The sequence below is a fragment of the Rhizobium sp. RHZ02 genome, from assembly GCF_014851575.1.
GTDB classification, from domain to species: Bacteria; Pseudomonadota; Alphaproteobacteria; order Rhizobiales; family Rhizobiaceae; genus Rhizobium; species Rhizobium altiplani.
The window spans coordinates 291,534-308,716 of sequence record NZ_JACUZX010000005.1; the positions used below are offsets into that span (position 1 = coordinate 291,534).

General features: G+C 61.8%; 19 protein-coding genes. 9 read left to right on the forward strand and 10 right to left on the reverse strand.

The genetic code is table 11. The features are described 5' to 3' along the window. Positions 1–155: 155 nt before the first annotated feature. Positions 156–1,112 (forward strand): homocysteine S-methyltransferase family protein, encoded by a 957-nt coding sequence (locus tag IB244_RS11405; RefSeq protein ID WP_113471765.1) that lies wholly within the window; start codon positions 156–158, stop codon positions 1,110–1,112. A 25-nt stretch (positions 1,113–1,137) separates the two neighbouring features. On the opposite strand, the gene IB244_RS11410 is transcribed toward IB244_RS11405, so the two are convergent. Continuing rightward, entirely contained in the window at positions 1,138–2,589 is a 1,452-nt protein-coding gene (locus tag IB244_RS11410; protein WP_169682862.1) for a DHA2 family efflux MFS transporter permease subunit, read from the reverse strand. A gap of 248 nt (positions 2,590–2,837) precedes the next feature. Here IB244_RS11410 and IB244_RS11415 point away from each other — a divergent pair, with 248 nt between their 5' ends. The 3 genes from IB244_RS11415 to IB244_RS11425 all read left to right on the forward strand — a co-directional run bounded on the left by IB244_RS11415 (position 2,838) and on the right by IB244_RS11425 (position 7,386). Continuing rightward, positions 2,838–4,340: a protein adenylyltransferase SelO gene (locus tag IB244_RS11415; protein ID WP_169682865.1), complete on the forward strand. Its 1,503-nt coding sequence runs from the start codon at positions 2,838–2,840 to the stop codon at positions 4,338–4,340. A gap of 132 nt (positions 4,341–4,472) precedes the next feature. Further along, entirely contained in the window at positions 4,473–6,812 is a 2,340-nt protein-coding gene (locus IB244_RS11420; protein ID WP_192304241.1) for a glucose/quinate/shikimate family membrane-bound PQQ-dependent dehydrogenase, read from the forward strand. A 115-nt stretch (positions 6,813–6,927) separates the two neighbouring features. Then, positions 6,928–7,386 carry a hypothetical protein gene (locus IB244_RS11425; RefSeq protein ID WP_192304243.1) on the forward strand — a complete coding sequence of 153 codons (459 nt, stop codon included), beginning with the start codon at positions 6,928–6,930 and terminating at the stop codon, positions 7,384–7,386. A gap of 12 nt (positions 7,387–7,398) precedes the next feature. Here the strand turns inward: IB244_RS11425 and IB244_RS32135 are convergent, their stop codons facing one another. Both IB244_RS32135 and IB244_RS32140 read right to left on the reverse strand, forming a co-directional pair. After that, positions 7,399–8,001: an IS630 family transposase gene (locus IB244_RS32135; protein ID WP_246734392.1), complete on the reverse strand. Its 603-nt coding sequence runs from the start codon at positions 7,999–8,001 to the stop codon at positions 7,399–7,401. Next, on the reverse strand, positions 7,925–8,350 hold the full coding sequence (locus IB244_RS32140) for a helix-turn-helix domain-containing protein (RefSeq protein WP_246734393.1): 426 nt from the start codon (positions 8,348–8,350) through the stop codon (positions 7,925–7,927). The genes IB244_RS32135 and IB244_RS32140 overlap by 77 nt, the downstream gene beginning before the upstream one ends. Before the next feature lie 265 nt (positions 8,351–8,615). Here IB244_RS32140 and IB244_RS11435 point away from each other — a divergent pair, with 265 nt between their 5' ends. Continuing rightward, positions 8,616–9,026 (forward strand): type II toxin-antitoxin system VapC family toxin, encoded by a 411-nt coding sequence (locus IB244_RS11435; protein ID WP_192304245.1) that lies wholly within the window; start codon positions 8,616–8,618, stop codon positions 9,024–9,026. 198 nt (positions 9,027–9,224) lie between these two features. Here the strand turns inward: IB244_RS11435 and bla are convergent, their stop codons facing one another. The 3 genes from bla to dmeR form a co-directional block, all read right to left on the reverse strand. Further along, a complete protein-coding gene (gene bla / locus IB244_RS11440) occupies positions 9,225–10,115 on the reverse strand; it encodes a class A beta-lactamase (protein WP_169682871.1) in 891 nt (296 codons plus the stop codon). Positions 10,116–10,182: 67 nt separating this feature from the next. After that, positions 10,183–11,160 carry a CDF family Co(II)/Ni(II) efflux transporter DmeF gene (gene dmeF, locus IB244_RS11445; RefSeq protein WP_169682873.1) on the reverse strand — a complete coding sequence of 326 codons (978 nt, stop codon included), beginning with the start codon at positions 11,158–11,160 and terminating at the stop codon, positions 10,183–10,185. 24 nt (positions 11,161–11,184) lie between these two features. Next, on the reverse strand, positions 11,185–11,457 hold the full coding sequence (gene dmeR / locus IB244_RS11450) for a Ni(II)/Co(II)-sensing transcriptional repressor DmeR (protein ID WP_018116571.1): 273 nt from the start codon (positions 11,455–11,457) through the stop codon (positions 11,185–11,187). A gap of 51 nt (positions 11,458–11,508) precedes the next feature. On the opposite strand from dmeR, the gene IB244_RS11455 reads away from it, so the two are divergent. Genes IB244_RS11455 through IB244_RS11465 form a run of 3 tightly spaced genes read left to right on the forward strand, consistent with a single transcriptional unit; the run spans position 11,509 to position 12,980 of the window. Beyond that, positions 11,509–11,835, forward strand: a complete 327-nt coding sequence (locus IB244_RS11455; protein WP_113471771.1) for a hypothetical protein — start codon at positions 11,509–11,511, stop codon at positions 11,833–11,835. A gap of 31 nt (positions 11,836–11,866) precedes the next feature. Continuing rightward, positions 11,867–12,361, forward strand: coding sequence for a GNAT family N-acetyltransferase (locus IB244_RS11460; protein ID WP_018116573.1), 495 nt, complete (start codon positions 11,867–11,869; stop codon positions 12,359–12,361). 40 nt (positions 12,362–12,401) lie between these two features. Next, positions 12,402–12,980 (forward strand): type 1 glutamine amidotransferase family protein, encoded by a 579-nt coding sequence (locus IB244_RS11465; RefSeq protein ID WP_018859477.1) that lies wholly within the window; start codon positions 12,402–12,404, stop codon positions 12,978–12,980. Positions 12,981–12,998: 18 nt separating this feature from the next. Here IB244_RS11465 and IB244_RS11470 read toward each other — a convergent pair whose 3' ends face one another. The 4 genes from IB244_RS11470 to IB244_RS11485 all read right to left on the reverse strand — a co-directional run bounded on the left by IB244_RS11470 (position 12,999) and on the right by IB244_RS11485 (position 16,340). Then, positions 12,999–13,964 carry a hypothetical protein gene (locus tag IB244_RS11470; RefSeq protein ID WP_169682875.1) on the reverse strand — a complete coding sequence of 322 codons (966 nt, stop codon included), beginning with the start codon at positions 13,962–13,964 and terminating at the stop codon, positions 12,999–13,001. A gap of 128 nt (positions 13,965–14,092) precedes the next feature. Then, positions 14,093–15,010: a c-type cytochrome gene (locus IB244_RS11475; RefSeq protein WP_113471772.1), complete on the reverse strand. Its 918-nt coding sequence runs from the start codon at positions 15,008–15,010 to the stop codon at positions 14,093–14,095. A 97-nt stretch (positions 15,011–15,107) separates the two neighbouring features. Next, positions 15,108–15,557, reverse strand: coding sequence for a c-type cytochrome (locus tag IB244_RS11480; RefSeq protein ID WP_018116350.1), 450 nt, complete (start codon positions 15,555–15,557; stop codon positions 15,108–15,110). Positions 15,558–15,701: 144 nt separating this feature from the next. Further along, the gene (locus tag IB244_RS11485) at positions 15,702–16,340 is read right to left on the reverse strand and encodes a LysE family translocator (RefSeq protein ID WP_018859480.1); all 639 of its coding nucleotides are present in this window, start codon (positions 16,338–16,340) and stop codon (positions 15,702–15,704) included. A gap of 130 nt (positions 16,341–16,470) precedes the next feature. Here IB244_RS11485 and IB244_RS11490 point away from each other — a divergent pair, with 130 nt between their 5' ends. Then, a complete protein-coding gene (locus IB244_RS11490) occupies positions 16,471–17,172 on the forward strand; it encodes a helix-turn-helix transcriptional regulator (RefSeq protein ID WP_018859481.1) in 702 nt (233 codons plus the stop codon). Positions 17,173–17,183 lie beyond the last annotated feature (11 nt).

Consider the following 17,183-nt stretch of genomic DNA (forward strand, 5'->3'; position numbering starts at 1 on the left):
TCTATATGGAGGCCTTTTGTCATCCGCCCCGCGGAAGCGGCTGAAATCAAAGGCAAACATCATGCGATGCCCAACTATACCGCAAGTCGTCTAGTTTCGCAGCCCGGAAGCGGAGAACTTGTTCGTGAGAATTGCTTGCACATAGAGGGATTGTCATGGCCAAGTACAGACACAGCCTGCCGCAACTCAAGGGCGGCGCATTCGTCACCGACGGCGGCATGGAAACGACCTTCATCTTTCATGACGGGCTGCAGCTGCCGCACTTCGCATCCTTCGTGATGATGGCTTCAGAAGAAGGCCGCGACCGGCTGCGCGCCTACTATCGCCGTTACCTCGACATCGCCCGCAAGCATGGCGCCGGCTTCATTCTCGACAGCCCGACATGGAGGGCGAGCCCCGATTGGGCGGAAAAGCTGGGTTACACGTCGGAGGCGCTGCATGACGCAAACGTTCAAAGCATTGCCCTGCTTGCGGGATTGCGCGAGCGGCACGAGGAGCCGGGGCGGCCGATCGTGCTCAGCGGCGCGATGGGGCCACGCGGCGATGGGTACAAGGCCGGCCGGATGAACGCGGCCGAAGCCGAGGATTATCACAGCGTCCAGATCGGCAGCTTTGCCGAGAGCGATGCGGACATGATCTCCGCCGTCACGCTGAACAACATCGACGAGGCAATCGGTATCGCCCGGGCGGCCTCGGCCCGCGATATGCCCTGCGTTATCTCCTTCACGGTCGAGACCGACGGCAAGCTGGTGACCGGGCGCAGCATGCAGGAGGTAATCGAGACGACGGATGCGGCGACGGGCGGTTCGGTGGCCTATTACATGATCAATTGCGCGCATCCGACGCATTTTGCCGAGGCGCTGGATCATCGCGCGGGATGGACAAAACGCATTCATGGGCTGCGGGCAAATGCCTCGCGCATGAGCCATGCCGAACTGGACGACAGCGAAACGCTGGATGCCGGCGATCCGGTCGATCTCGGGCAGCGGTACAGGGAGCTGATGCAGAGAATGCCGCAAATCAGGATCGTCGGCGGCTGCTGCGGCACCGATCACCGGCATGTTGCCGCGATCTGCGAGGCTTGCCTGCCGGCGCTTCCGAGTGCCGCGTGACGGTCAGTTCTCTGCCGCGTCGCGGTCAGTGTTCTGCGGTGTGCGCAGCCTTGCCGGCGTTATGACCGCTGATGTCGGCGCCGGCGCTGCGCGAAAAGCGCAGGTTCCAGAAGGTCGCCGTGATCGAGATCGCGGTGACGAAAAGGAAGGCGGCGGAGAAATCGTGGAGCTCCGGCGTCTCGCTGCCGTTGACCGTCATCGACGTGTGGAGCGCCAGCGCGCCGACGCAGATGCCGAGCGACAGCATCAGCTGCTGGAACGTCGTGTAGAAGCTGGTGGCCGAGCTCATGCGATCGCGGTCGATCTCATCGTAGGCCACCGTGTTGTAGGCCGTGAACTGGAACGACATGAAGAAGCCGCACATGACGAGGATCGCAAAGATCAGCCCCAGCGGCCAGTCGGGCCGGAAGGCGGCGCAGAGGGCATAGCCGCAGGTGGCAATGATGCCGTTCGCGACCAGGCTGCTGCGGAAGCCGAAACGGCGCAGTACGCTGGGTGCGACGGCCTTCATCGCCATCGAGCCGAGGGCCGCTGCGGTGACGAGCTGGCCGGCCTTGGCCGCCGACAGTCCGAAACCGAGCTGGAAATAGAGCGGCAGCAGGAAGGGCTGCGCGCCCTGCGTGATACGGGTCAGCGAACCGGCAATGACCGACGTGCCGAAGCTCGACACCTTCATCAGCGAAAAGTCCATGATCGGCGCCGGGTGGCGGCGGGCATGCTTGAGATAGGCTACGCCGAAGAGCAGACCGACCGCGATGAGGAACAGCGAGAACGCACCCTCGCCCGGACGGCTCGAGCTTTCAAAACCGAACAACAGCGAGCCGAGCGCAATACCGGAGAGAATGAAACCAACCGTATCGAACGGGCGCTTCGCCTCGCCCTTGAAGTCCTCGATGAAGATCGAGACCAGGGTGAAGCCGATGATGCCGATCGGCACGTTGATGTAGAAGATCCAGCGCCAGTCGAGATAGGTGACGATCAGGCCGCCAACCGGAGGGCCGAGGATCGGGCCGATCAGCGCCGGCACCAGCAGCCACGACATGGCGTTGACCATGTCCTTGCGGGAGACGCTGCGGAGCAGCACGAGGCGCCCGACCGGCAGCATCATCGCGCCGCCAAGGCCCTGCAGCAGTCGCGCCAGCACGAGACAGAGGAGATTGGGCGACAGCGCGCAGAAGATGGAGCCTGTCACGAAGACGGCGATCGCCGAGCGGAAAACGGTGCGCGAGCCGAAGCGATCGGCAATCAGGCCGCTTGCCGGAATGAAAATCGCCAGGCTGAGAAGGTAGGAAGTCAGCGCGATGCTCATCGACGGGGCGCTGACGCCGAAATCGCGTGCCATGGTCGGCAGCGCCGTCGCCAGAACGGTGGCGTCGAGCTGCTCCATAAACATGGCGCTCGCCACGATCATCGCTATCACGCGGAAATTGGGCTTGGCGCGCCCGACGGCAGCCGCCTGATAGATCTGATCCGACATCGTCAGGGATCACTCGCAATGGCGTGGCCGGCGCGGAAGCGATGGCCGCGGTATGGTATGGCGTGATGCCAAAAGGGGATTAGAGATCCTTGTATACGCCCGCAAATGTGGCGTCGTTATGCTTATATGGAAAGGCAGCCGTGCCATCCGGGAATGGCTGGGTTACTGAAGCGCCGCACGACCAGCCGCAAGCTCGGAGCAAGGGCTCCCGGCTTGCGTCATGCGCGCCGGAGCCCTACCTAAAGCATATGACCCTTGCTCAGAATGCATCCCCTTCGCGGCCCTTCGCCTTCGACAACAGCTATGCGCGGTTGCCACAGCAATTCTTTACGCGCCAGGCGCCCTCGCAGGCCGCCGAGCCGTGGCTGATCAAACTGAACGAACCGCTTGCGGAAGAACTCGGCCTCGATGTCGAGGCGCTGAAGCGCGACGGCGCGGCGATCTTTTCGGGCAACCTCGTGCCTGAAGGCGCCGATCCGCTGGCGATGGCCTATGCAGGGCACCAGTTCGGCTCCTTCGTGCCATTGCTCGGCGACGGGCGGGCGATCCTGCTTGGCGAGGTGATCGACCGAAACGGCCAGCGCTGGGACATCCAGCTGAAGGGTGCGGGCCAGACCGCCTATTCCCGCCGCGGCGATGGCCGTGCCGCGCTCGGCCCGGTGCTTCGGGAATATATCGTCAGCGAAGCGATGTATGCGCTCGGCGTCCCGGCAACCCGCGCGCTGGCCGCCGTTTCGACCGGGCAGCCCGTTTATCGCGAGAACATGCTGCCAGGTGCAGTGTTTACCCGTGTTGCCGCAAGCCACATTCGCGTCGGCACGTTCCAGTTCTTCACCGCGCGGGGCGATACCGACGGCGTTCGGGCGCTGGCCGATTATGTGATCGACCGGCACTATCCGGAACTCAAGGACAGGGACAATCCCTACCTCGCGCTCTACGAGACCGTCTGCGAGCGGCAGGCGGCCTTGATCGCCAGGTGGCTGCATATCGGCTTCATCCACGGCGTCATGAATACCGACAACATGACCATTTCGGGCGAGACGATCGATTTCGGCCCCTGCGCCTTCATGGACGAATACCATCCCGGCACGGTCTTTTCCTCGATCGACCAGGGCGGCCGCTATGCCTATGCCAATCAACCCGGCATCGGCCAATGGAACCTGGCACGGCTTGGCGAAACCCTGTTGCCGCTCTTTGATGCGGATGCGGAAAAGGCCGTCGAGCTCGCCAACAGCGTGATCCGGCAATATGGCGAGCGCTTCCAGATCCACTGGCTGCGCGGCATGCGCGAGAAGATCGGCCTATCGACCGTCGAAGACGGCGATCTGGACCTTATTCAATCGCTGCTTGCCGCGATGCAGGCAAGCCAGGCCGATCTTACCCTCGCCTTCCGCCGCCTTTCCGACGCCGTCGGTCCAGGAGATGGCGAGGCACTGTTCCTCTCGGCTTTCCGGGAACCGGATGGGGCGCGCGAATGGCTTGCCCGCTGGCGCGACCGCCTGACCCGTGACGAGGGCCGGACCGAGGCCGAGCGCAGGGCGGCCATGCGCTCTGTCAATCCCGCCTTCATTCCGCGCAACCACCGCATCGAGCAGGCGATCAACGCCGCCGTCGAGGATGCCGACTTTTCGCTGTTCGAGGCGTTGCTTGCCGTTCTCGCCAAGCCGTATGACGACCAACCGGACTTTGCGGCCTACATGGAGCCGCCGAAGCCGGAAGAACGTGTGCTGCAGACCTTCTGCGGCACGTGATCGGATGCAAACCTATCCCCTCTGACACCTATGGTCGCAGTTGACGCCCATTGCGACCGCTCTATCTCGCTGATTAGAAGGCATTTTTCGCGCCTGACCGCACCCGGCTAACCTCAGCGGGAGTTCCCCATAATGGTAGTAATCGTCATTACCTCCGTTCTTTTCATGCTCCTCGGCCTTGCCCTGGTCGGCGGCGGGCTTTGGCTCATCATCCTTGGCGGCAGCTTCTTTTACCTCTTCGCCGGTGCGATGTTTCTCATCACCGCCGTCCTGCTTCTGCTGCGTCGTGCAGCCGCCCTGTGGGTCCACGCGGCTCTGATCATCGTTGCGCTTGTCTGGGCGATCTGGGAGGTCGGTTTCGATTGGTGGCAACTCGGTCCGCGCGGCGGTCTGATCATCCTGCTCGGACTGTGGCTGCTGACGCCCTGGATCCGTCGGCCCCTCGGCTTCCAGAGTCCGACCGGGACGTCCTACGGGGCCAGCCACTGGCCGCTTACCATTCCGGTGCTGATCGCCATCGCCGTTGCGAGCTTCTCGATGACGACGGACCCGCATGACCTGCACGGCAACCTGCCGACCGAGGCTTCCGGCACGACGACATTCGGCGGCACCGTTCAGGACGGCGAATGGCACCAGTATGGCCGCACCCCATTCGGCCAGCGCTACTCGCCGCTCGACCAGATCAATGTTAGCAACGTCAAGGATCTCAAGGAGGTCTGGCGTTATCAGACCGGTGACGTGAAGCGACCCGATGATGTCGGCGAAACGACCTACCAGGTGACACCTCTCAAAGTGGGCGACACGCTCTACCTCTGCACGCCGCATAACTGGGCGATCGCACTCGACGCGACGACCGGCAAGGAAAAATGGAAATACGACGCCAATTCCGGCATGAACCCTGACAGGCAGCACCAGACCTGCCGCGGCGTCACCTATTACCACGATACGGCGACGGCCGCCGGCCAGCCCTGCGTCGATCGGGTCTACCTGCCGACCTCGGATGCGCGGCTGATCGCTCTCGATGCGCTCGACGGAAAGGTCTGCACGAGCTTTGCGGATCAGGGTGTGCTGCATCTTGAGCAGGGCATGAAGTACAATCCGGCCGGCTACTACTATTCGACCTCGCCGCCGGTCGCGGTCGCCGGCAAGCTGATCATCGGCGGGGCCGTCAACGACAACTATTCGACGCACGAGCAGTCCGGCGTCATCCGCGCATTCGACATCAATTCAGGTGCTCTGATCTGGAACTGGGACTCCGGCAATCCCGATGTGACAACCCCCCTGCCCCAAGACCGGACCTATACGACCAACTCTCCGAACAGCTGGTCGGTCTTCAGCGTCGATGACGGGCTCGGCATGGTCTACATCCCGCTCGGCAACCAGGTGCCGGACCAGCTCGGTATGAACAGAAGCGAGAACGTCGAGAAATTCTCCTCCTCGATCGTCGCGCTCGACATCAACACCGGGCAGCTGAAATGGGTTCAACAGTTTGTCCATCACGATCTCTGGGACATGGACGTGCCGGCCCAGCCGGTGCTCTTCGACATGAGGAAGCCCGATGGGACCGTCGTGCCGGCGCTGGTAGGCCCGACCAAGCAGGGCGACATCTACGTGCTTGACCGTCGTACCGGTGAGCCGATCATTCCCTTCAAGGAAATCCCCGCGCCATCAGGTGCCATCCCTGAGGATCATACGTCGCCGATGCAGCCGATCTCCGACCTCACCTTCTCGCCGCCGCCGCTGCAGGAGAACGACATGTGGGGGGTGACTCTGCTCGACCAGCTCGCCTGCCGCATCGATTTCCACCGATACAAATATGAAGGGCGATATACGCCGCCTTCGCTCGTGGGCTCGATCATCTACCCCGGCAATTTCGGCACCTTTAATTGGGGCAGCGTTGCTGTCGACCCGGAGCGGCAGATCATGTTCGGCATGCCGACCTATCTTGCCTTCACCTCGCGGCTGGTTCCCGCCTCCGACATCCCGCCGAAGGGGCAGGATGAGAAAGGGAGCGAACAGGGCCTCAACCGCAACGACGGCGCACCCTACGGGGTATTCATGGGACCGTTCCTCGGACCGCTCAAGGTCCCCTGCCAGGCGCCGCCATGGGGCTACGTCGCCGGCGTCGATCTCCTCACCGGCAAGATCGCCTACAAGCTGAAGAACGGCACCGTGCACGACATGACGCCGCTGCCGCTGCCGTTCAAGGTCGGCGTACCCGGCATCGGTGGCCCGATGCTAACCAAGGGCGGGGTCGCCTTCCTCGGGGCTGCCGTCGACAACTACCTGCGAGCCTACGATGTCACCAACGGGCAACAACTATGGCAGGCCCGTCTGCCGGCCGGCGGCCAGGCGACGCCGATGACCTATACGACCAGCGACAACAAGCAGTTCGTCGTCATCGTCGCCGGCGGACATGGCTCGGTCGGCACCAAGGCCGGTGACTATGTGATCGGCTACGCCCTGCCCTGACGCCTCGAGACCCATTGGATGGCCGCCACTTGTCCCGGCCATCCGAGCCCGCCGACACAAGCTCCGGGCAGGACTGCCGCGCCATTCTCCGCGCATTGCTCAAAGGAGAATTTTCATGAAGATCGGCAGCAGCATTTCCAGCACCTATGGACTGAGCAACCTCTTCAGCCAATCCGGCCAACGCAACAAGCAACAGACGGGTGATATCGAACTCAGCGTTCGCCAGAGCGGCGCGGCACTGCAGCCAAGCAGCACGCCGACGTCGATCTCCAGCACGATGTGGGCGCTGCAGAGCAGCGGCACCGTGACCATGGACGGCACCGAAGATCCCGCGAAAGCACGCCATGACGCTGTTGTCTCCGAGTTTACCGATCTCGCCGAACAGACTCCGGCGGAGCGGATCCACGACCAGGTCCTTCAGCGGCTCGGCCTGACCGAGGACGATCTCAAGGCGATGCCGCCAGAACAGCGCGAGGCCATCGAAAAGCAGATTGCCGACGAGCTGAAGCGGCAGCTGACCGGCGACGGCGACAGCAAGGACCAGCCGAGCACCGACACGATCATCGGTGCCTAAAGCTTGTCGCATCTAAATCGCCTCATACCCTGCGGCCTTGAAGTAGTTTCGACATTCGTCAACGGAGAACAATGCGCAGATGTCGCTGAGGGCATTCGATATTGCGTCGAAGCTCCTTGCGGCTTTCTTTCGTAGGAGCGACTTGAGTTTCGAGAAGGCCATCTCGATTGGGTTCAGGTCGGGCGAATAGGCCGGTAGGAACAGCAGCCTGGCACCGGTTTGTCTGATGAGTTTTTCGGCCTTTTGGCTTTTGTGGAAACGAACATTATCGGCAATGACGATGTCCCCCTTTGATAAAGTTGGGACAAGTTGCGTTTCGATCCAAGTCTCGAATATCTCGGCATTCATTGGTGCGTTGACAATCCATGGCGCGACCATGGAATGCGATCTGAGGCCAGCGATAAACGTCTGCGTCTTCCAGGATCCGAAAGGCGCATGACTGCGGTAACGGTGACCCCGTAACGACCAACCGGAGCGTTTTGTCAGCTTTGTGCTCGTCGACGTCTCATCGATAAAAGTGAGGCGTGCCAGAGCCTTATCAAAAAACGGCTTGCGCCTTTCGATCCATAGACTTCTCGCCCGAGCGATTTCCGGACGAAGCTGCTCGCTTGCCATCAAGCTTTTTTTTGTGGCTTAACCCGAGCCGGTGCAACATACGGCCAACGCTCGAGCGATGCACAATTACGCCGCGCTCGGCAAGCTCGACGCACAATTCATCAAGCGTCAAATCACCCTTCTCAGCCATACGTTCCCGAAACCACGCACCGTGGTCACTTAACTTGCCGCCACCAATATGACCCTGTCGTCTCGGCGACAGAGAACCCGTCTCCCGCTTCAGGATAACAAGGTTATTCACAAATCGAGGCGACACCCGGAAATGACGGGACGCCTCGCGATGGGTGTTGCCCTCTTCAACGAATGCAATAACACGGGAACGCAACTCGATCGGATGTGATTTGCCCATGATCGGTCTCCTTCCAGCCAAGAAGGAATCACAAATCGGCCGATTCGAGAACCTGAATCAAAAAACGGGCGACGCGCTTTAGATGCGGAGCTGGCGTAGTCGCGCTTTGCCAGCGGGTCGATCCGGCGGACCGTTTCTGACGACCGGAAGGCGGCAGAGCGGGCTCGATGACGGATTGGGGCATTTTTTGCTGTCGGCACTGGAGGGAGGATGATCTAACCGCACAAGCTGGATCCGCATCAATGTCCAGGGAGGGAAGATCGTGATGAAGAAGCGGTTTGCGATCGCGGCAGACGCTGCGCTCCTGCTCGCGAAGAACGCCGCAGAGGTCCCTGACAGCCACGCCTTGGTTGCCCCGACGCTCTTGCGATCCCAGGTATTGGCCCGCCTCTACTCGGCGGTTCGTAATGGCGATCTGGACAAGAGGGAAGCTGACGATCAGCTGGACTATCTTCGCGGTCTGAGAATTCGACTGCTCGGCGACCGCGTGTTGCAGCGGTACGCGTGGAACATCGCCAGCAAACTCGAATGGACGAATACCTATTGTGCCGAATACATCGCCGTCGCGCAGCTCCAGGCGGACGCATTGGTTACTCTGGACCCTGATCTTGCCCCGGCGGCGCAGTCCTTCGTCCGCGTTGCCTCGGTGGAGGATCTGCTCGCAACGATCGCGTGAGTATGGCGATAGGCGACAACAGGGCGGCTGCTTTCGGCGCAAAGCGGTCATGTTGAGTTGCCAAAGGACCAGTGGCGCCACATTTCACGAAACCTGCCTGGCACAACGCTTCAGTTCGGCGATGAAACCTTCACAAACTGACTCAGATCGATGCGACGGAGATTCACGTTTCCGTAGCATTTCTTTGAGAGGAAAGCGCTATCCGACCATATCGGCCACGATCTTTCCGACCTCGGCGAAGACAGGGTTGATCTCGGAGACCGGCGCCTTGGCCTGCGTCAGGTAAGCCGCGACCAGGATCGCACCGTGACCGGGCGGCCAGACGACGGCGATATCGGCAGCGCTGCCGTTGTTTCCGGTGCCCGTCTTGTCGCCGATCTTCCACGTGTCCGGCAGGCCGGCGCGCAGCCGCGCGCCGCCTGTCGTGTTCGCCACCATCCACGCCACCAGCTTGTCACGCGAAGGTTCCGACAGGGCCGAGCCCAGCGTCAGGTTACCGAGTGTGTCGACCATCGCGTCCGGCGTGGTCGTATCCTGCGGGTCGCCGTCCTTGGCTTCGTTGAGCGCCGTTTCCCAGCGGTCGAGCCGCGTCGATCGATCGCCGAGCGTGCGCAGCCATTTGGTCAACTCGGCCGGTCCGCCGAAGCTCTCCAGCAGCAGGTTGCCTGCCGTGTTATCGCTCAGTGTGATCGCCGCCTCGCAGAGTTCGCCGATGCTCATGCCCTCGCCGCCGACGTGCTTTTCCGTTTCCGGCGAATAGGTGACGAGCTCGTCCTGCTCGTAGACGACGCGCCGCTCGAGATTTTCCTGTCCCTTGTCGACACGCGCCAGCACCAACCCCGCAGCCAGGACCTTGAAGGTGCTGCAGAGGGGGAAGCGCTCGGTCTCGCGGTAACCGAAGGAGATGTTGGTCTCCGTGTCGATCGCCGACACGCCGATGCGACCGCCGATCGCCTTTTCGAGCGCGTCCATCCGCCGGTTGATTTCATCGTCGCTGTCTTCCGACCACGCAACGCGCGGCAGGAGCAAGGCAGGTGAAAGCAATGCCGAACCGAGAAGGGTCCGGCGACGGATCGAAAAGCCACGCATGAAAATTCCTCTGCCTCAAATCAACGAACACTTGGCTAGAGACTGATTGTGGCCCCGATGAGTCGCGTCAAGCGGCTGCGGACTGCGTGACCTCGACGGTGACATGCGAGAGGCCGGCAACGGGTCCGAGCTTTGCCTTGTAGAAGGCAGGACTTTCCGCCTGTGGGGTCACCAGAGCGACGATCGCGGCGTGGTGGCCGGGACCGACCTGCCAGACATGGAGATCGGTGATCCGCTCGCCGCCCGTTTCCAGCGCCGAACGGATCTCGTCCTGTAGATCTGCCTCCTGCGGCACGACATCGAGCAGCACGCGGCCGGACGACCGCATCAGGCCCCACGACCACTGGGCGATGATAAGGCCCCCGACGATGCCCATCAGCGGATCAAGCCAGAGCCAACCGTAGAGGCTGCCGAACAGCAGTGCGGCGATGGCAAGTACCGAGGTCAGCGCATCCGCGATGACATGGACGTAGGCGGCGCGCATGTTGTTGTCCGAGGCATGTGCGGAATGTGCATGGTCGCCATGGTAGGCATGATCGCCGTGATGGTGATGCTCGTGATGGTGGGAATGGCCATGGCTGTGGCCATGATGGTCGTCCTTCAGGAGCCAGGCGCTCGCCAGATTGACCAGCAGACCGACGACAGCGACGCCGATCGCCTGGGCGAAACTGATCTGCACGGGATGGGTGATGCGCAGGAAGCTCTCCCAGGCCATCAGGAGCGCAATCAGCATCAGAATGATGGCGCTGGCAAAGCCCGCGAGATCGCCGAGCTTGCCGGTGCCGAAGGTGAAGCGCGGATTGTGCGCCTGACGGCGGGCATAGAGATAGGCAACCGCCGAGATCAGCAGCGCACTCGCGTGGGTCGACATGTGCCAGCCATCGGCGACCAGCGCCATGGAGCCGTAGTAGGTTCCGGCGCCGATCTCGACCACCATCATGACGGCGGTGAGCGCAATGACGAACCAAACGCGCCGGGCGTTGCGATCGTGGTCGGCACCCAGGAAAACGTGGTCGTGCTCAAGTGTTTGGGTCTGTGCGGCCATCGCACGCTCCTCATGTCGGTTGTCTCAGCGAATGTAGGTTCGCAGAACTTCGGATATTTCCTCGACGGCCTCCATCCGGGCCTTCTCATCGGCGGCATGCAGGACATGCTCGTGAAGGTGGTCGTCCAGCACTTCACCGGTCAGGCCGTTCAGGGCGCCGCGGATCGAGGCAAGCAGCTGCAAGATCTCTCCGCAGGGTCGCTCCGCCTCCAGCGCGCGCTCGACGGCTTCCAGTTGGCCTTTCAGACGGCTGACGCGAGCCAGCAGCTTCTTCTTCTGGTGCGTGGTGTGGGACATAAGCTTATCCATTTAGCATAGGGGGGTACCCTATATACAAATATCCCTGAGATGAAAAGCGACATCAACGGCCTCGCGATTTCGGCGCCAAGAGCGATCAGCGGCGGCGTACAGATCGGCATGACACTTGCCGATCTGGCTCTCGATGTCGGTGACCGAGCGATCGGACGGCTGCGTCAGGCGACGCTGTTCGCTTCCAAGCGCGAGCTCACAAAACCCATTGACAAACACCGCGTTCTGGATGATCTATCAACACATGATCAAGAACGCGCACATCACCAGCTCGTATTTTTGGCTGTACCTGTAAGGGGCGGCCGGACAGATCATATTGTCAACAAGCCGCCGTCAGGCGGCTTTGTTGTATCGGCAGCGTCCTGACGGCAGAACACCACACAAGGACGCGAAGACCATGCTTGAAATCGAAGACACCGAAATCTCATTGATCCGCCCGCCGGTGATCAATATCCGCGCCGCCAAGCCGCGTGACCTGCCCGAACTCAACGAAATGATCGGCCTGCTCGCCAAGCACCACGGCGATCCGGCCGCCTCGAGCCCGGAGCAGCTCGAGCGTGACCTGTTCGGTCCGGTGCCATGGATCAGCGCCCTGGTTGCCGAAAGCGATGAAGGCCTGATCGGCTACGCCATTCTTGTGCCGCTCTACAGGGCGCAGGACGGTGCTCGCGGCATGGATCTGCATCATCTCTTCGTGCGGGACGGCCATCGCGGCCATGGCGTCGGTCAGCATCTCGTCAACCGCGCCCGCGACACGGCCCGCAGTGCAGGCTGCGGCTACCTCTCAGTCAGCGCCGCCACCGGCAATGTACAGGCCCATCGCTTCTACGAGAATATGGACTTCGTGCCTCGCCCGGTCACCGGCATGCGCTATATGCAAGCTTTGGCATGAGCGGCATTGACCGCCCCGGACAGCCTGCAAGGAGAAACGGATGACCCGACTTGCAATCGTCCTCACCGATGGATTCGCCGACTGGGAGGTCGCCCAACTGACGGCCTCCGCGCGCTCCTATTTCGGCTTCGACGTGGTGATCGCAACGCCCGACGGCGCTGAGGTGCGCTCGATGGGCGGCATGCGCGTTGCGTCCGACACCGTCGCGGAAAACCTGCATGCCAATGCCTTCGACGGGCTGGTGCTGTGTGGGGGCACGATCTGGGAAACGGAAAAGGCACCCGATCTGAAGCCTGTGATCGACGACTTCACTACGCATGGCAAGCTCGTGGCGGGAATCTGCGGCGCGACTCTGGCGCTTGCGCGCGCCGGAGCATTGAATGCGACCGACCATACCAGCAACGCCGCCGACTTCATCGCCAGCGCGCCGGGCTATGCCGGCCAGGCGCACTACAAGGACAGCCCGCAGGCAGTGCGCGCCGGAAAGCTGGTGACGGCGCCGGGATCGGCACCGATGACCTTTGCTGCTGAAATCTACCGCGCCCTCGGGCACGCAGGCGACGACCTCGACCAATATGTCCTGATGTTCGGCGCCGAGCACCAGCCGAAGGCGGCCTAGGCCGACGCGCCGCTTGTCTTATCGAAGGACCGGCTCACCGTGGAAGCGGCGGCGTGAGGGCTTGGAAACACCGAAGCCCACCTCCATCATCAGACGCGGCTTCGTCTTGGCAACCGTGCCCATATGAAAACCGAAGGGATCCTCGGCGAAGCCGAAGCCGGCCGCGCCGGTCAGCGTCATCACGCTCTCCTTGCCGTAGAATTCGAGGATCTCGTGCGCGGGGTGGCCGACCAGAAGGGTCAACTGGTGCTTGAGGCGCCGCTTGTTGTGGCTGCCCCTGACATAGACATGCGGACCGGTGCCCTCGTCGACATCGACGAGATAGAAAAAGAACTTCAGCATCCGCCAGTCATCGAGATCGAAGTGATACTTGTCGAGCGATGCCAGGCTGCGGTCGGCTTCGCTTGCTCTCGTCGGAAAACTCCACCAGGTGCGGGTGGTGATCAGCCGGGCCTGCGCACCGAGATAGCAGCGCGCAATCTCCGACAGAACCGGATCGCGCTGGACAGCACGAACGGCTGGGCAATCAAGCGCTCGCTCGAAATGGTGGCCGCTCAGGATCGGCCGCCCCCATTGCTGCTCCACGGCTCGGCGATCGGACGCCAGGAACTCGATCTTGCGATCGAAATTTCCAAAGCATGGGGTCGCATCTGCAAAGCTGGCGATTTCACGGGTGATCGCCTCGGGTAGGCTCAGGTTCGGAAATATCCCGTCGCGCCGCAGCGCCGCGACGGCATCTGCATGATTCACGCCCTTGAAGAGCGTCGGCAGATTCTCGATCGCACCATTGCTGCGCCGCGCGGTCAGCCAATGCACCTTGCGCGCCGGGACGGTGCGCGCCAGCAGGAACATCGGCAGCCAGGCAGGATTTTCGCGGATGTCGGCCATGTAGGTCGGCAACCGGGCGACCATGCGCCGCAATTTGCCGCCCTTGCGGGCAACAGTTTCGAGATCATCCGCAGAGTTGACCGACGTAACATGCATGCGGCTGTCCTTTCGGAAGACGTTCTTGGGCGTCGTTCGGAAAGCGAACCGGGGTTCGCCACAGGGCATTCCAGTGCGTGCAACCGAGTGGAGTGCTGCAATGCGGCATTTTTGAGATATCGCTAATATTAATGGCTCGGAACCGCCTTCAGGTAAGCTGCGATCGCCTCGAGCTCCGGCTTCGGCAGACGAGCGAGGTTGCGCTGCACCTCCGCCATCGAGCCCCCTGCCGTATCGAAGTCGGGCGTGAAGCCGGTTTCCAGATAGTTGGCGATATCGTCCTGGCTCCATGAGCCGACGGTCTTCGAGCCTGGCGTAATGTTAGGGATGCGGCCCCGGCCTTCCGGATTCGGTGCTCCCGACAGCCAGGTGTTTGCCACGAAGCCGCCAAGCCGATCGCGCGGCGTGTGGCATTCGCCGCAGTGGCCGGCGCCTTCGACCAGATACTGGCCGCGCTTGACCTTGTCGTCGACATTGGCCGCGAGCACGACGCGCGGCTCGTCGTTGAAATAGAGGAACTTCCAGCCGCCCAATGCCAGCCGGATGTTATAAGGGAAAGGCAAGTCGTGCGGCGGGGCGACGTTCCCGCTCTTCGGCAGCGTCTTCAGATAGCCGAAGAGATCGTTGATGTCCTTGTCGCTGATCCGGGCATAGGAATTGTAGGGAAAGGCCGGATAGAGATGCTGTCCGTTCGGCGAGACGCCACGCTTCATCGCATTGCCGAACTGCGCCAGCGTCCATGTCCCGATACCCGCCTTCTCATCGGGCGAGATGTTGGGCACGTGGAATGTGCCAAAGGGGCTCTTCAACGCCAGGCCGCCCGACAAGGTGAGCTTGGCATCGCCCTCCGATCCCGGCGCGGCGTGGCAACTGACGCAGCCACCCGTCCAGAAGACCATCTCGCCGTTCTTCAGGTCGGGGTCGCCGAGGTTGGCCCAGTGGCTTTCGGGGAGCGCGTTGGGCGCGGTGATGAAATAGAAGACCGCCCCGCCAATGACGAATACACCGACGAGACAGAGCAAATACCGGACGAACCTGCGGATCATTCACCGCTCCTGTTGCCAACCGCTTTGCGGAAAACATAAAACGATCCGCACCGGCGGCAAGGCTGGCACGGATCGTTCGAGCAAAATGCCTGGATCGCTATTCGGTCTTTATGCGGAATTTCTCATGACAGCCGCCGCAGTTGCCGCCAAGCGTCTTCAGAGCGCCGCCGACTCCGGCTGCGTCGGTCGGAAGCTGGGCGAGAACCTTGTCGGCATCCGCTGAAAGCTTCGCCGCACGAGCCTTGAAATCCTCGTGATCTTCCCAGATCTTCGGACTTGCTGCCTTATCCCCGGTTTCGGTGCCTGGCTTGAATTGATCCGGGAAAACCTTTGCCGTTTCCGAGATCGTCATCAGGGCAGCCTTCACCGCTTCCGCATCATAAGGCTTCTCGCCCTTGGCGATCGCTGTCATTGCCCCTGCCGCGCCCCCGACCTTCTTCATCAGCGCAGAACGTGCTTCGTGCGTGCCGTCCTCCGCTGCAATCGCAACGCCTATCACCCCCAGACCGGCGATGAGCACTGCCGCGGTTATAGCTTTCAGTCTCATGTCTGCACTCCTGTTTGATTACCAAAGGTCCTCAAAGCCCCGGCTTCGCTGGACGGGCGGCATCATTGCAAATTTTTCAGACCAAAAAAGTAACAAGTGGGTGAGACATCAGGAAAGATGGACCGTCAGGTGGCGGCGCCCTCCTCATACGGACACGCGCCAGCCATGCCATGCCGTCAGTATTGAGACGGCGATCAGAAGGGCGCCTGCGACCCGTCCGACGAGGATCGTCGCCTTGGGATTGGACACCAGCAAAGTGCGGCTTCGCGCCGCTGTCAGCGCTAGAGTGCCATAGACAGCCGCTTGGGTCGCCATCGTCATAAAGCCCATGACCAGGCCCTGCGCCCAGATCGGTCCATAGATCGGCTTCAGGAATTGCGGGTAGACGGCGATCATGAAGAGATAGGCCTTGGGATTCATCAGGCAGGTCGCCGCGCCCTGGCGGAATGCCCGCCAGCCCGAGCCCAGACCGCCCGCCCCGACGGTCTCCACGGTGATCGAACTGCGAATCAGCGTGAAGCCGATCCAGGCCATGTAAGCGGCGCCGGCAAAGAGCAGCGGGTTGAACAGGGTCGGCAGGAGGACGGCGAGCACACCGACACCGATAGCGCCATAGAGCGAATGCACCGCCCCGCCCGCCACGATGCCGGCGGTCGCAGCAATGCCCGTGCGCCTGCCGCCGCTCAGGGAGTTGGCCAGCACGAACAGCATGTCCATCCCCGGAACAATGATGATGCCGAAGAGAAGGGTGAAGTAGAGCCAGAGATTTTCGCTGTAAGTCATGTCAGTTACCCGCTATCCAATTCAAGGGTCGATTTCCAAGACCGTGTTGATTTTCAATTCGATAGGGAAAGCTATACGACTGCCCAACTGACAGTGTATTGTCAGGAGCCTGGACCAACGGAGGCGAAAAATGCGCAAGGCCTCACGGCTTTTCGAGATCATCCAGATCCTGCGATTGGCGACCAGACCGATGACGGCGGCGGCCATGGCGGAGACGCTTGAGGTGACCGTGCGCTCGATCTATCGCGACATCGCCGCCTTGCAGGCGATGCGGGTTCCGATCGAGGGCGGCCGGGGCATCGGCTACATCATGCGGCCGGGCTTCGACCTGCCGCCGCTGATGTTCTCGGTCGAGGAAATGGAGGCCATCGTCTTGTCGCTGGCTTTGCTCGATCGAACCGGCGACGAGGAACTCAAGCAGGCGGCCAAGGGCGTCAACCAGAAGATAACAGGCGCCGTACCTGCGCCGCTGCGCCAGGCGATGGAACGAAAAGCGCTCTACGCCTGGGGATCGGTTGCCCAATCTCCTGTCGGGCTCGATCTTGGTCTGGTTCGTCGCGCCATCCGCGACGAACAGAAACTGCAACTTTACTACCGCGACGAACTCGGCCGCACGACGGAGCGCAGGATCCAGCCGATCGCCCTCATCTATTACTCGCAGACCGCCAACATTGTCGCCTGGTGTGAGCTGCGTCAGGCAATCCGCAATTTTCGCAGCGATCGTGTGGAGCATTGCGAAGCGGCAGACGCCTATTTCCGAGGCGAAGGCGACCGGTTGCGGCAGCTCTGGACGAGCGAGTGGATGAACACGCCAGCCACTGCAACCACCTGAGTGGATGAAAG

Coding starts and splice junctions, on each gene's coding strand:
- IB244_RS11405 (WP_113471765.1), top strand. CDS start 156: ATGGCCAAGTACAGACACAGCCTGCCGCAACTCAAGGGCGGCGCATTC.
- IB244_RS11410 (WP_169682862.1), bottom strand. CDS start 2,589: ATGTCGGATCAGATCTATCAGGCGGCTGCCGTCGGGCGCGCCAAGCCC.
- IB244_RS11415 (WP_169682865.1), top strand. CDS start 2,838: ATGACCCTTGCTCAGAATGCATCCCCTTCGCGGCCCTTCGCCTTCGAC.
- IB244_RS11420 (WP_192304241.1), top strand. CDS start 4,473: ATGGTAGTAATCGTCATTACCTCCGTTCTTTTCATGCTCCTCGGCCTT.
- IB244_RS11425 (WP_192304243.1), top strand. CDS start 6,928: ATGAAGATCGGCAGCAGCATTTCCAGCACCTATGGACTGAGCAACCTC.
- IB244_RS32135 (WP_246734392.1), bottom strand. CDS start 8,001: ATGGCAAGCGAGCAGCTTCGTCCGGAAATCGCTCGGGCGAGAAGTCTA.
- IB244_RS32140 (WP_246734393.1), bottom strand. CDS start 8,350: ATGGGCAAATCACATCCGATCGAGTTGCGTTCCCGTGTTATTGCATTC.
- IB244_RS11435 (WP_192304245.1), top strand. CDS start 8,616: ATGAAGAAGCGGTTTGCGATCGCGGCAGACGCTGCGCTCCTGCTCGCG.
- bla (WP_169682871.1), bottom strand. CDS start 10,115: ATGCGTGGCTTTTCGATCCGTCGCCGGACCCTTCTCGGTTCGGCATTG.
- dmeF (WP_169682873.1), bottom strand. CDS start 11,160: ATGGCCGCACAGACCCAAACACTTGAGCACGACCACGTTTTCCTGGGT.
- dmeR (WP_018116571.1), bottom strand. CDS start 11,457: ATGTCCCACACCACGCACCAGAAGAAGAAGCTGCTGGCTCGCGTCAGC.
- IB244_RS11455 (WP_113471771.1), top strand. CDS start 11,509: ATGAAAAGCGACATCAACGGCCTCGCGATTTCGGCGCCAAGAGCGATC.
- IB244_RS11460 (WP_018116573.1), top strand. CDS start 11,867: ATGCTTGAAATCGAAGACACCGAAATCTCATTGATCCGCCCGCCGGTG.
- IB244_RS11465 (WP_018859477.1), top strand. CDS start 12,402: ATGACCCGACTTGCAATCGTCCTCACCGATGGATTCGCCGACTGGGAG.
- IB244_RS11470 (WP_169682875.1), bottom strand. CDS start 13,964: ATGCATGTTACGTCGGTCAACTCTGCGGATGATCTCGAAACTGTTGCC.
- IB244_RS11475 (WP_113471772.1), bottom strand. CDS start 15,010: ATGATCCGCAGGTTCGTCCGGTATTTGCTCTGTCTCGTCGGTGTATTC.
- IB244_RS11480 (WP_018116350.1), bottom strand. CDS start 15,557: ATGAGACTGAAAGCTATAACCGCGGCAGTGCTCATCGCCGGTCTGGGG.
- IB244_RS11485 (WP_018859480.1), bottom strand. CDS start 16,340: ATGACTTACAGCGAAAATCTCTGGCTCTACTTCACCCTTCTCTTCGGC.
- IB244_RS11490 (WP_018859481.1), top strand. CDS start 16,471: ATGCGCAAGGCCTCACGGCTTTTCGAGATCATCCAGATCCTGCGATTG.